Raw genomic sequence first — 12,288 nt, forward strand, 5'->3', positions numbered from 1 at the left:
GATTTATAATTTTTTTGTTTTTTATCAATCCGCAAATAAGTTTGCCGTATCCCTGTCAAAGAATGAGGGTAAAAAAGAGACGGGCAWTGCCCGTCTCTTTTTTACCCTCATTCTGGTCAACGCCCGTTATTTCCGAGGAAATCGGCTGTCCTTTGGTCCTGCGGATTTCCGAATATGTCGGCTGGCGCTCCGCTTTCTGCGATCCGTCCGTCACACATGAACAGAATCTTTCCGGCCACATCCCGCGCGAACGACATCTCATGCGTCACAACCAGCATCGTCATATGGTCGCTGGCAAGCTGACGCATGACGCCGAGCACCTCGCTTGTCAGCTGCGGGTCAAGCGCCGATGTCGGCTCATCGAACAGCATGATATCAGGGTTGAGCATGAGCGCGCGCGCAATGGCAACACGCTGTTTCTGTCCACCCGAAAGTGTCGAAGGCATCGCGTCAATTTTTTCGGACAGCCCTACCTTACCCAACAGCAGCGCGGCGCGTTCATTGGCTTCATCACGCGCCGCACCCTTGACAGATATCAGCGGCATTGTCAGATTACGCCGTACCGACAGGTGCGGAAACAGGTTGAATGACTGAAACACCATTCCCATTTTTGCGGTTGTCCTCCGCGCTTCAACCGGCGGAGCATAGGCGCCATTCTTCACAAACGGTTCTCCTTCCACCGTAATGGAACCGCCGTCAACCCGCTCAAGGCCAATCAAACAACGCAGCATCGTGCTTTTACCCGCCCCGGATGGTCCAATCACCGCAATTACATCGCCCTTTTCGACAGTGAAAGAGACATCGGTCAGGACGGAAACAGCTCCGAATCCTTTTTTAAGGCCCTGTACTTCTATCAGATTCATATTCCGTCCCCCTTTCAGTATGCGGTTTTCTTTTCAAGCCATTTGAAGAACATCTGAAGCACCGTATTCAATAACAAATAGATCACAAAGGCGATCACATATGGGAATACATTTCCGGTACGTGTAACAGCCGCTTTTGCATAATAAAGAATTTCAAGCACAGCAATCGAAAAAACGAGGGCGGTGTCCTTGATCAATGTAATCGACTCGTTTGTGATCGAAGGAAGTGCGACGCGTATCATCTGCGGCAGAATCACACGCACCGTTGTCTGTACACGGCTCAGCCCCAAAACCTGGCATGCCTCATATTGCCCCTGATCGATCGCCAGCAAGCCGCCGCGGAAAATTTCCGCAAAATATGCCGCGTAATTGAGGGAAAAGCCAAGCAATGCGCAAACCATTGCCGATTGCAGCGCCGCTTTGAAAAAGTCGCTGACAAACGGAAGACCATAATAAATAAAAAACAATTGAAGCATCAGCGGCGTTCCGCGCATGACATATATGTAGGCGTTTACAATCCAGCGCAGAGGAGCGAACCGGCATCGCGCGAGCAATGTCAACAGGAAGCCAAGCGGCATCGACGCGGCCATGACCACGAAAAAAAGAATCAGGACGGGTCCAAGCCCCTGTAAAATCGCCTTTGTAATGGTGACAATTTCGCTCCATGCCATCGAATACGCACGCTCCCATTTTTATTTCTGTCCCGCTTTTTTTTGCAGGATGAGACCACATGGACTCATCCCATAAAACAGCCCGCACTCCCGCCCGGCACGCCGGATGGGAGTGCAGCATTGCTTTCAAATTCAAGCAAGTCCCAGGCAATTAGGCAATATTGATCATATCTTCACGGCCAAACCATTTCGTGGAAATTTCAGCGATCTTCCCCTCGTCACGCAGCTCCCCAAGCGCAGTCCAAACAGCGTCCTTAAGAGCGGTATTTCCCTTTTTAAAGGCAATCGCATATTCTTCAGAAGCCATCTTATCGTCCAGCACAACCATCGGCTTACTGTTTTCAGCGATATAATAGTTCGCAACGACAGAGTCCATCACAATCGCATCGCAGCGGCCAATCTCAAGGTCGGTCATCGCATCGACATAATTGCCGTATTCCTTGGCGGCGCCATTCTTTATCGACGCATAGATCTCATCCTTTTGGAGCGCCTCAAGGCCGGATGAGTCCTTCTGCGCGGCGACCGTCTTTCCCGCAAGGTCGGCCTTTGTCTTGATCTCGGAATTATTCATTACAACAATGACCTGTTCATTGCTCATATACGCCGGACTCAGCTCATACGCTTCCCCACGTTCAGACGTTACAGTCAGGCCATTCCAAATACAGGTAATCTTATCCGAGGAAAGCTCCATATCCTTTGCGTCCCAATCGATCGGTTTGGCCTCAAGCGTCATACCAAGCTTATCGCAAACAGCCTGCGCCAGATCGATATCGGCCCCGACCACCTGGTTGTTCTCATCCATAAAGCCCATCGGCGGGAACGATGCGTCAAGGCCGACCACAAAGGTTTCCGGCAGTATGGAGTCTGTAGCGGAAGCCGCCCCTGCAGAGGATACCGGCGCACTCTCCGAGGGCGCAGCCGCTTGGGAGGAAACAGCCGGCTCGGAAGCAGCTGCGGGTGTTGTGCCGCTTGATCCGCAGGCGGCAAAAGTAGCACACATGACAGCGGCCAAAAGCATAGTCAACGTCTTTTTCATTTCATTTCTCCTGTTCTGAAATCGGTTTGCCCACTTGAAAATTGGGCACTGTGACGCGTATGCGCCATGTGTAACCAGTTTATACTTTATCAAGCTAAATTGCTACCCCGGTAATTTGATATCATCATGACTTTTCGAATATTATCGCCTGATCTCTCATTTTTGCTCTCTCGTTCACACAATCACAACATATTTATCGCCAATCTCCTCTGATGCTGATTTCACCGGAGCCGACTATAAAGCGTTCCCCTTCTAAGGACTGCACCACCAAATGCGCGTTATCATCAATTGCAAGCGCATATACCACACGGTCATGTCCGCCGCCGATAAGACGCACCTGCTTACCAAGCACACAGGACCGCGCACGATATTCCGACAAAAAAGCGCGCTCCTCCAGTTGAGCGCAAACGTGCAAAAGTTCCCCCACCGTTTCCTCGAGCAGAACCCACGGGGTCACCGGCCGGCCGCCGGATTCCAAAATCGACGTTGTAGTTTCCTGCAATTCTGGCGGAAAGCTTTCACGCGTCAGATTGACGCCGATTCCGACAACAACAAATTCCGGGTGTCCATCAGCGCCAAGCGACGCTTCGGACAAAATTCCGCACAGCTTTTTCCCTGTAAAGTATAAATCATTTACCCATTTAATTTTGACTGAAACCCCGCTGACCCGTTCAATTGCACGCGCCGCCGCGACAGCAGCGGCTGACGTGATTAACAAGGACTGTTCCGCCGGCATCTGCGGGCGTAAAACGACCGAAACATACATCCCTGCGTCAGCAGGCGAATAAAAACTGCGCCCAAGCCTGCCTTTTCCAGCCGTTTGACAACGCGCAGTGACGGTCGTACCATGCGGCGCTCCCATGTATGCAAGGCGTTTAGCCTCATCGTTTGTAGAACCAAGCGACTCATAGAAATAAATCGGAGCGCCCCACGTTCCTGTTACCTGTTTTGCTGTCCCCATTTGTTCCAATTTTTGACCCCCCTGTTATTCAAAATCGACGTGCATACCCACACCTTTGACACAGCGGTTCAACTGCGCGCCGCTGTGAAAAACCATTGTATATCGCCTTTGCGCGCGGCGAATTGAGAATTACACTGAGCGGCCTCTCCAGTGCGTTGCCAAGCGAAATAATTCCATCGCCGTCAAGACAGCATGGTACAACCGTTCCATCACAGAGAATACCAAAATGATCGCGCAAGCCGCGGCAAAACATAGCTTCACCGCCGTCCGGCGCATCCATAGACGGCCATTCAAAAGATGGTGCGAATACCAGATACAGTCGCTCGCCAAGCTTGCGATCTGAAAAACCATTTGGGATTCCTCCCGGCTGGACGTTAAACGCCTGACCAATCCGTGAAACAATGGTGCTGTTCAAAGCTTCTGCACCACCGCCGTTCCACAATCGCAGTTCACTAATGATTCCGGCGGCACGTGCCAAATGCACCGCTTCGAATACATCATCAAGATACCTGTCAAGCAAGATGCCTTTACTGTTTGCTTCGAAGCTGTGAAGTGAAACTGCAATTTTGCGCACCGATTTTGCTGTAATGATTATTTCCTTTACATCTTTTAAAAGTGTGCCGTTTGTTGTAAGATTAACCTTTAAATCAGTTTTGTGACAGTATGCCAGGATTTCACATAGCTGCGGATGCAGGAGCGGTTCGCCTATCAGATGTAAATATATATAATCTGTATAAGGGCGTACAGCGTTGGCCAGAACGCAAAATTGCTCAAATGGAAGAAAATGCGGCGGTCGTTTTGTTTTTAGACAGAAGGAACAATCAAGATTGCAAACATTTGTCAGTTCGATGTAAACACGTGAAAAACGCCTGTTTTCTGTCATAGATCCCTTCCTTTCATATATCTCCTGAACAGCCTGAGAGCAACTATCCGGGCGGCGGCAAACGGCTTTGCCTTTTGCTCTGCGCATATTATACCATGCCGCTTTGTGGACACTGCAGAGCGGTTATTATACCGGGTTATGGCCAGGGCGATACGCGGGCGCAGCCCGCTGCCGCCCCAATGGGCAATTATACGGTTATTATACCATCGCATTTGGACAAGGTCAATTTCCTGAATTTGGAATTCGACAAAATAAAAAGATTTGTGTAACATAATTGAAGTCAAAACGATGGTCCTATCGTTTAATCAGTGTAAGGCGACGGGGTGGTGAGGCAAAAGTAGATGACGAGTGAAAAATTTATAGAGCTTGTGGAGCAATACGAGCGATTCGTTTTTACGATCTGTTACCAGCTCGTGCATGACTACCAGGAGGCACAGAACCTTGCGCAGGATACGTTTGTGTCTGCATTCGGCCACATCGACCGTGTCAGCGAGGAGAATCTTAAAGCCTGGCTTGCGCGCATTGCTTCCAACAAGGCAAAAGACTTTTTAAAGAGTGCATACCGACGAAAGGTATCGGTCAGTGAGGACATGAGCGAACTGGATATTGTGCGTTCAGAGCAGTCGCCGGAACGTCTATACATAGACGACGAAGGCGCGGGAGCAATCCGCCAGACCATTTTAGAACTCAAAGAACCTTATCACAAGGTTTCTGTACTGTTTTTCCTTGAGGAAAAATCAGTCGATGAAATCGCACAGGAATTGGAGCGGCCCAAAAAAACCGTCCAAACACAGCTTTATCGCGCGCGTTCCAAGCTGCAAAAAATCCTGATGGAGGAGATGAAAACATGAACGAGTTATTTAAGCAGGATGGCTGTTTGACCGATTATGCTCTTTCGGCGCTGATCCATGACGAGCCACTCGACGAATTGGAACGACTGGAACTTTCCGAACATCTCTCGTTCTGCGACGCCTGCATCGAACGATATACTTCCATGCTTTCGGACGATCTTTTAATTCTTCCAACGGAACCAATCGCACCGACCATACGGGCTCGTTTGCGTGACAGGGCCAGGAAAATCTTCCTCAACCGATATACAACCGCTGCAGCGGCGGCCTGTTTCGCGGTTTTGTTCTGGAATCTCGGCGTCTTTGACTTTCAGATTACTGATAAAAACTGGCAGACCTTTGAGGCATTTTCCAGCAGTACAGTTTTATTCAGTGAAAGAACCACGCGCTTTACCGATGGTATCTCAGCGGCGTTGAATCAGTGGATTTATAGTTTCAATTTCGAGAGGGGTTCAAACCATGAAGAAAAATAGCTTCTTGACATTCTGTTTCGCCTTTATTCCCGGAGCGGGTGAAATGTATCTTGGTATGATGAAAAAGGGACTGGCGGTTATGCTGCTGTTCTGGTCCCTTTCAATGATTGCAGGCGTATTGTTTCCGCCCCTGCTTTTTTTGATGCCGGTTATCTGGTGTTATTCCTTTTTTGACACCTTTCACATCGCCCAAATCCCTTGGGAGGAGCGGTCGCGCCTGGATCAGGAATTTGCAGGGCGTTTTGGAAAATTCTTTACAGGAAGCGATTTGAACGCCCTGATGCAGAAGCGCCATACGCTGATTGGCGTGGTGTTAATCTTCATCGGCCTGTGGGCGCTGTTCTCCAATTTTCTACTGCCGCTCATCACCAACACCTTGGAAGTGCTTGGATATGATTCGTGGTACATCTATTCCATGTTCAATCGTATCCCGACGCTCGTTGTGGCTGTTGCTGTCATCGGCTTTGGCATTCACCTTGTCAAAGGCGGCAAAAAACAGGCGCGCATTGATGAGGAATTTGTAGAGTACGGAGGGAAAAAAGATGAGTGATCATCTGCATATTGCCGATCAGGCAAGCAGCACAGCACAGGAATCAACACAGACCACAGCGCCAAAATCCGGCGCTGGCTCGGACAGCAGACACACGCAGAGAATGGATGAACGCCCAGTGCGCCGCGTCGGTACCCTGACAATGGGTATTGCTCTGATCGTCAGCGGCGTGGTTGCCCTGCTGTGTATGTTTCTCCCATCGTTTAACCTCCTGTTTGTTTTAAAATTCTCTCCTCTTATTTTTGTCTTTCTCGGCCTGGAGGTTCTTTATGCCAGCGTCTTCCGACGCGGTGAACGCATCAAATATGATCTACTCAGTTGTTTTGTCTGTTTCCTGTTGATCTGTGGCGCTATCGGGCTAGCAGCCGTACCGTTTGTTTGGAAATACGCTGGGCCACCTGCTATGCAGGCGCGTGATCAGCTTAAACAGCAAGTCGAGGACCATATATACAACGCTATCAGCGACCGTTCGCATATTTCCAATATGTATGTCGGTTGCGAGCTTCCCTATTATTATGAGTATACGCCTGATATGGACTACGCTTCGCTCACATCACAAATGTCAACATACCTGCATTTTTCTCTGAACGGACCATATGAAAATCAGGAAACCTTTGCAGCCAATGCCGCCGCAATTCTCGCTGATATCAAACCTCTGGATCTTCATACACGTAATATAACTTTCAATTACAGTGATGACAACGTATCTTATTCGCTCGATATAAATGGACGGTTCCAGCTGGAGCAAAGCGCTACGGCGCTTGCTCAAAATGTAGAGGTGCACGATTACCGCAATGATGATGCAGAGAATGTCTTTGACGCTATGGAAATACCGGAGGATGTTTCAGCTGAAGCATTCGAGGAAATTCTTGCCGATCTGAGTACGATTAACCGTCCCGATGACGCAATGGCCTTCTTTGAACATTATGAAACCGCTGCGAACAAGGGGGTCGGCATGGTTTCAACAGATATGAGCCTGTCTGACGCCAACATTCCCTATTTGCTTTTTCAGATCGATGGCGCACCGGCACAAGCTATATTTTCGGCTTCACCTTCCAGTGGCAGCTATCTGAGCATCGTATATATCGCGCTCGACGGAACAGAAACAAATTTATACGAGCAGCGGAGTGGCTTTGATAGTGATTCATTTACTATCAGTGCATCGCTGCCCGCCGGCTATGGAAGAATGGAATTCCGCGGCGATGTCCAGATGCATATGGAATTGCGCGTTGAACCCGCGTCAGATGGTTCTGTTCTGATCATTCCTCAATAACAGCGCGCCTCGCTCATATTATAAAATCCCAAAAATCTATAAAATGAAGCAGGAGTGACACATAGCAGCCGTCACTCCTGCTTTTATATGTAAAAAACAGCCGCAGACATAGTCTGCAGCTGTTTTTTACATATAAAATTAACTTGTGTTTTCGCCTGTGCCGCTCTTTTCATTAGGTGCTCATCTTTGCATGTTGCTCACACACATCAAGGGATTTGGAGACATTTTTGCGGCCTGTATCAAAGCAGCGCCCTTCCCCCTTTGTTTGATCGAAAATCCTTTTTCCTTTTTTATACAGACTTTAGGCGGCAAGCTGGCTGTTGGCACGCGACGGGCACAGCCGTTCCCGCACAAGGCTGCTGAACGGCATCACCGGAATGCACAGCAAAAACCAAAGCAAGCAGTAAAAGGGACAGATCTGCCCCAACAGGTTGCCCTTACGCCGGGAATAGTCCCAAACGTGCATCCTGCAAAGTTTGTTGACAACAACGCCGAATACAAATTCCACAGAGGTTAAAAGCGCGCACCCCGCCGCGCATTTTTCAACCAGTGAACGGCCGGCCATGCGCAGATCCGCCAAATATAAAAGCAGAAAACCAACGCCTCCCGCCAATGCCATCGTCCAATGCGTAAATCCACGCCAGAGAACTTCAATCGCGCTGTAACCAACCGACCCGATTGTACAGACCGCCGCATATTCGCGCAATTTTTCCATATAGATCACCCTGCAATAGGGTGTGTATCCCTTATCAAAATATGCGGCTGCGCATGTGGTATTTTTTTGACACGGCATTCTTTATAGCTTTCGATCACATTTATTTTTTAGGGAGCCTATGCGAAAAATCCGGCAAGTCCTCTATTTTCAAACAAGCCCTAAAAACTTCTTTCGCTGTTCTTCGCCATTCGCTATCCGTACAAAGTTTTTCCGGTGGCGAAGCAACAAAACCGCACCCGCCGCCGCCAATACGGCAGTCGGCTGCATTCCCCTTTCAAGCAAAAAAGCCAGCGACGGTAAGAGAGTCGCGATCACAGCGGAGCCAATTGCCAGATATCCAGATACCAATACAGCCGCTCCCCCACCAATCAGCGCGCCCAAGCCGATGGCCGGAGAAAACAACACTGCCGCCACCCCCACACAGGCAACCCCTTTTCCGCCGTGAAAACCTTTCCAAACAGGCCAACAGTGGCCAATTACTGCGCCGAAGCCTGTGTATAAAACGCCAAGGCGTTCCGGCCCGGGAAGAAGATAAAAGCCACAGATGCACGCCAATACAGTTTTCAGGATATCGCCGCATAATACGATTATACCGCAGCGGGTTCCCAAGCGCGACATAACGTTTGCCGTTCCTGGATTTCCAAAGCTATCCCACCGGGGTTTCCCTGTTCTAGCCCGTACAACAAGATCCGCCGTCAAAAAAGAACCGCAGAAATAACCCAGCGCGATACAAGCCGGACGCATATCCATTCAACGTTCCTCCTTCATTTTATCATCCTTGCAGCGTGACATGATAAAATTGGCTGGCAGAACAGCAGCGGGCTGTGCCCGCGTATCGCCCTGACCATGTGAAAATAAATGCTTTAAGCTAGATCATCCCTACAGAAAGTATTGCCTGCCTTATCCACCCGATATTCTGGAATAGAGTTGTTTTTTCGTTCCTTCATATATCTGATACAATCGTCTTGTTTTCTATGCCCAACAGTGATATACTTAATTCGACAAAATACGACATAAGAGGAAATGACAACAAATGCTTCAACTGTTGGGATTGCTTGGATTTGTCTGCCTTTTTGGCGGCTGCTTCTCTTACTTTTTGCTTTTTCTCAGACGCAACCAGTTTGAAACCAAGCTTTCATATGCCCGTGCCTGGACATTGAGTGCCGTGCTTGATGCCCGCCTCAGCGAAACCTCGCGGCCAATCTGTCTGCTCAAGGCTTATCAGAATGTTCTGCTTCCCTTCTGGGCGGCGTACGACGCCTATATCCTGATTCGGCTGCTTGGGAGCGGACAGCTTCCTCAATTCGGAATTCTTTGGATTGCTTCATGTATCTTTACAATCTCTGCGTTCCTGTTCCTGCGGTTCTTCGATATGTTGGCTCTGCTGATCAATATCATTGCCCTATTATTAGGAGCGGTCCGTATGTTTCTCCCACCGCCTCTTTCAGTCATGGCGCGTTTGCCCATGCCTGCGGCAATCTGCGGCGCTTTGGCAGCGAGCCTTTTCGTTGGTTACTGTCTGCGCCGCAGGGATTTATTTATCTCACCGCCGGATCTGGAAGATGATCCATATGGCGCCAACACGCTCTTTGAAGCCGATGAGGGATCGGATGACGACGAAGCATTTTTCGCCCCCATATGGTTGGAACCGGAAGAACAGACACTCACATTGTCTATCAAAAATCAAACAGATTCCCTCACATTCGAAGCCGATCAACCGGTACAGCCACAGCGCGCCGCGAAGCACGCGGCGCTTCGAAAGCGGGCGTACGGTCCTGAACAGCAGTTCGGACGTCGGCATCATATTGGACGAATGAAGTCTGCTGCACACAAAAACAATCGCAAAAACAGGCGCTCAAAGCAATCTGTCAATCAGTAAGAACCTGTTATTCATAAGTAGCCGTATAATATATCAAAAGCCCACTGTCCTAAATAAATGCTGGACAGCGGGCTTTTTTGATATAGGGTGCTGTTTGATCATTGAATTCCTGGGATATGCGGCAGGCTGTCGAAGCCTTTTTGCAACTCCTCGTCGGTCGGAATGTAGTCCTGCATACGTCCCTCCTGATAGGATGCATACGCGGTCATATCAAAATATCCGGTACCAGTCAGGCCAAACAGGATTGTCTTACTTTCACCGCTTTCTTTGCATTTGAGCGCCTCATCAATAGCCGCACGGATAGCATGAGCTGATTCCGGCGCAGGCAAGATAGTTTCGTGTTTTGCAAAAAATGTGGCCGCATCAAATACGCTTGTCTGCTTGACTGAAACAGCCTCCATATATCCGTCATGGTACAGTTTGGAAAGGATGGGCGACATACCGTGATACCGCAGACCGCCAGCGTGGTTGGCCGATGGGATGAACCCGCACCCGAGTGTATACATGCGTGCCATCGGCGTAATTTTTCCGGTATCACAGAAATCGTAGACATATTTGCCGCGCGTAAAAGAGGGGCATGAGGCCGGTTCCACCGCAATAATTCTGGGATTAGCCTTTCCAGTCAACTTATCGCGCATAAACGGTGCGATCAATCCGCCAAGGTTGGAGCCTCCACCAGCGCACCCAATGATGATGTCCGGATATTCTCCCAATATTTCCATAGCTGCTTGCGATTCCAAGCCGATGATCGATTGATGCAACAGCACCTGATTGAGTACTGAGCCGAGCACGTAGCGGCATCCCTCTGTTGTAACAGCTTTTTCAACCGCCTCGGAAATTGCACAGCCAAGGCTCCCCGTTGTGTTGGGATTTTCGGCTAGAATCCGGCGTCCGATTTCTGTCGTTTCGCTTGGGCTTGCAATTACGTTCGCATCAAATGTATGCATCACGGACTTTCGAAACGGCTTTTGTTCATAGGAAACTTTGACCATATAGACCGTCAAAGGAATCCCGAAATAACAGCAGGCCTCTGAGAGCGCCGTCCCCCACTGACCTGCCCCGGTTTCGGTCGACAGGCTCGTAAGCCCCTGCTCCTTTGCGTAATATGCCTGTGCAATAGCTGAATTCAACTTGTGACTTCCAGAGGTGTTGTTGCCCTCAAACTTATAATAGATCCTGGCGGGTGTATCGAGCGCACGCTCAAGCTCATAGGCGCGGATCAGCGGCGATGGCCGATAAATTTTGTACATCTCCTGAACCGGATCCGGTATATCGACAAAACGTGTTTGGGCATCCATCTCCTGATGCGCCAGCTTTTTACAGAATACGGGATAAAGGTCCTCCTCCGTAGCCGGACGCATGGTAGCCGGATTGATGATCGGATCGGGCTGCTCCTTCATATCAGCGCGCAGGTTATACCACTGTTTCGGCATCTGGTCCTCAGTGAGATACAGTCTGTGTGGAATCTTAGCCATATTGAATTACCCCTTTCAGCTTTCCCAAAATTATATTTGATCAAATCCGGATGACTGTAGGATTAGAGTGCGGAGCGAAATGCATCAAAAAAGGCCCTTGTCTCCAGTTTTAAAAACTGGGACAAAAGCCTTTGCTTCTGCGGTACCACCCAAATTGGCGCATTATACGCCCACTCACTCCATGTACAAACATACATGCTCCCTTGATAACGGGTGGAGTTCCCGTCAGGCACTACTAGGATTTCCGTTCGTCCTGCCCTCATAAGTCCATTCAGCATAGCCACCCCTGCCGCTTTCCCACCATCAGCAGCTCTCTGTAAAGCGTGTTTCCATGCCTACTCTTCTTAATCATCGGTTTTTGATTTTCTTTATTATATGCATAAAGTGTAAATCTGTCAAGTATTTTTTATAGATTGCAGAGTGCGTGCAGAGTGCAATCTATAAAAAATTGGCCATCCGCGCCGTCCCCATTGCGGGGCCATTTGATTAAAATGCACCTGCCCGCAGAGCGGTCTGTAAAAAGTCAATCGTTCAAGTAAGCGACGGACCGGATGGCTGGAATAGCCTTTTCAAAATCCACCATTGACCTTTTGACGCCGCAACGGTACAATAAATACAGGTATTTGACAGGCTGGCCTGTCCCGTGCAGGCCGCTCATACA

At 49.2% G+C, this 12,288-nt stretch carries 13 protein-coding genes and 1 other annotated feature; of the genes, 5 read left to right on the forward strand and 8 right to left on the reverse strand.

What is annotated here, in order from left to right; all coding sequences use genetic code 11:
• Positions 1-116: 116 nt before the first annotated feature.
• From FMM72_RS05520 to FMM72_RS05540, 5 genes are all read right to left on the reverse strand, one after another.
• Positions 117-863, reverse strand: coding sequence for an amino acid ABC transporter ATP-binding protein (locus tag FMM72_RS05520; protein WP_160208622.1), 747 nt, complete (start codon positions 861-863; stop codon positions 117-119).
• A gap of 14 nt (positions 864-877) precedes the next feature.
• Positions 878-1,534, reverse strand: coding sequence for an amino acid ABC transporter permease (locus FMM72_RS05525; RefSeq protein WP_162220820.1), 657 nt, complete (start codon positions 1,532-1,534; stop codon positions 878-880).
• 151 nt (positions 1,535-1,685) lie between these two features.
• Positions 1,686-2,570: an amino acid ABC transporter substrate-binding protein gene (locus tag FMM72_RS05530; protein WP_160208618.1), complete on the reverse strand. Its 885-nt coding sequence runs from the start codon at positions 2,568-2,570 to the stop codon at positions 1,686-1,688.
• Between the two features lie 193 nt (positions 2,571-2,763).
• Positions 2,764-3,531 (reverse strand): biotin--[acetyl-CoA-carboxylase] ligase, encoded by a 768-nt coding sequence (locus FMM72_RS05535; RefSeq protein WP_243157743.1) that lies wholly within the window; start codon positions 3,529-3,531, stop codon positions 2,764-2,766.
• 28 nt (positions 3,532-3,559) lie between these two features.
• Positions 3,560-4,414, reverse strand: coding sequence for a radical SAM/SPASM domain-containing protein (locus tag FMM72_RS05540; RefSeq protein WP_162220822.1), 855 nt, complete (start codon positions 4,412-4,414; stop codon positions 3,560-3,562).
• Positions 4,415-4,755: 341 nt separating this feature from the next.
• Here FMM72_RS05540 and FMM72_RS05545 point away from each other — a divergent pair, with 341 nt between their 5' ends.
• From FMM72_RS05545 to FMM72_RS05560, 4 genes are read left to right on the forward strand one after another with little or no spacing between them, the layout of a single operon-like run.
• On the forward strand, positions 4,756-5,265 hold the full coding sequence (locus tag FMM72_RS05545) for an RNA polymerase sigma factor (protein ID WP_160208616.1): 510 nt from the start codon (positions 4,756-4,758) through the stop codon (positions 5,263-5,265).
• The gene (locus FMM72_RS05550; protein WP_162220823.1) at positions 5,262-5,735 is read left to right on the forward strand and encodes a hypothetical protein; all 474 of its coding nucleotides are present in this window, start codon (positions 5,262-5,264) and stop codon (positions 5,733-5,735) included. Before FMM72_RS05545 ends, FMM72_RS05550 begins: the two co-directional genes overlap by 4 nt.
• Entirely contained in the window at positions 5,722-6,285 is a 564-nt protein-coding gene (locus tag FMM72_RS05555; RefSeq protein ID WP_160208612.1) for a hypothetical protein, read from the forward strand. Before FMM72_RS05550 ends, FMM72_RS05555 begins: the two co-directional genes overlap by 14 nt.
• Positions 6,278-7,558: a tetraspanin family protein gene (locus FMM72_RS05560; protein ID WP_162220824.1), complete on the forward strand. Its 1,281-nt coding sequence runs from the start codon at positions 6,278-6,280 to the stop codon at positions 7,556-7,558. The genes FMM72_RS05555 and FMM72_RS05560 overlap by 8 nt, the downstream gene beginning before the upstream one ends.
• Positions 7,559-7,859: 301 nt before the next feature.
• Here the strand turns inward: FMM72_RS05560 and FMM72_RS05565 are convergent, their stop codons facing one another.
• Positions 7,860-8,273, reverse strand: a complete 414-nt coding sequence (locus tag FMM72_RS05565; RefSeq protein ID WP_160208608.1) for a putative ABC transporter permease — start codon at positions 8,271-8,273, stop codon at positions 7,860-7,862.
• Positions 8,274-8,420: 147 nt separating this feature from the next.
• On the reverse strand, positions 8,421-9,023 hold the full coding sequence (locus tag FMM72_RS05570; protein ID WP_160208606.1) for a glycerol-3-phosphate acyltransferase: 603 nt from the start codon (positions 9,021-9,023) through the stop codon (positions 8,421-8,423).
• Between the two features lie 295 nt (positions 9,024-9,318).
• On the opposite strand from FMM72_RS05570, the gene FMM72_RS05575 reads away from it, so the two are divergent.
• Entirely contained in the window at positions 9,319-10,152 is an 834-nt protein-coding gene (locus FMM72_RS05575) for a hypothetical protein (RefSeq protein ID WP_162220825.1), read from the forward strand.
• A 98-nt stretch (positions 10,153-10,250) separates the two neighbouring features.
• On the opposite strand, the gene FMM72_RS05580 is transcribed toward FMM72_RS05575, so the two are convergent.
• Complete coding sequence (locus FMM72_RS05580) at positions 10,251-11,627, reverse strand: TrpB-like pyridoxal phosphate-dependent enzyme (RefSeq protein ID WP_160208602.1); 1,377 nt, start codon at positions 11,625-11,627, stop codon at positions 10,251-10,253.
• Between the two features lie 114 nt (positions 11,628-11,741).
• Positions 11,742-11,988: a binding site (T-box leader), on the reverse strand.
• Between the last annotated feature and the right edge of the window lie 300 nt (positions 11,989-12,288).

It is taken from the genome of Anaerotruncus colihominis (assembly GCF_010206195.1).
Lineage (GTDB): Bacteria > Bacillota > Clostridia > Oscillospirales > Ruminococcaceae > Anaerotruncus > Anaerotruncus colihominis_A.

Coding starts and splice junctions, on each gene's coding strand:
- FMM72_RS05520 (WP_160208622.1), bottom strand. CDS start 863: ATGAATCTGATAGAAGTACAGGGCCTTAAAAAAGGATTCGGAGCTGTT.
- FMM72_RS05525 (WP_162220820.1), bottom strand. CDS start 1,534: ATGGCATGGAGCGAAATTGTCACCATTACAAAGGCGATTTTACAGGGG.
- FMM72_RS05530 (WP_160208618.1), bottom strand. CDS start 2,570: ATGAAAAAGACGTTGACTATGCTTTTGGCCGCTGTCATGTGTGCTACT.
- FMM72_RS05535 (WP_243157743.1), bottom strand. CDS start 3,531: ATGGGGACAGCAAAACAGGTAACAGGAACGTGGGGCGCTCCGATTTAT.
- FMM72_RS05540 (WP_162220822.1), bottom strand. CDS start 4,414: ATGACAGAAAACAGGCGTTTTTCACGTGTTTACATCGAACTGACAAAT.
- FMM72_RS05545 (WP_160208616.1), top strand. CDS start 4,756: ATGACGAGTGAAAAATTTATAGAGCTTGTGGAGCAATACGAGCGATTC.
- FMM72_RS05550 (WP_162220823.1), top strand. CDS start 5,262: ATGAACGAGTTATTTAAGCAGGATGGCTGTTTGACCGATTATGCTCTT.
- FMM72_RS05555 (WP_160208612.1), top strand. CDS start 5,722: ATGAAGAAAAATAGCTTCTTGACATTCTGTTTCGCCTTTATTCCCGGA.
- FMM72_RS05560 (WP_162220824.1), top strand. CDS start 6,278: ATGAGTGATCATCTGCATATTGCCGATCAGGCAAGCAGCACAGCACAG.
- FMM72_RS05565 (WP_160208608.1), bottom strand. CDS start 8,273: ATGGAAAAATTGCGCGAATATGCGGCGGTCTGTACAATCGGGTCGGTT.
- FMM72_RS05570 (WP_160208606.1), bottom strand. CDS start 9,023: ATGGATATGCGTCCGGCTTGTATCGCGCTGGGTTATTTCTGCGGTTCT.
- FMM72_RS05580 (WP_160208602.1), bottom strand. CDS start 11,627: ATGGCTAAGATTCCACACAGACTGTATCTCACTGAGGACCAGATGCCG.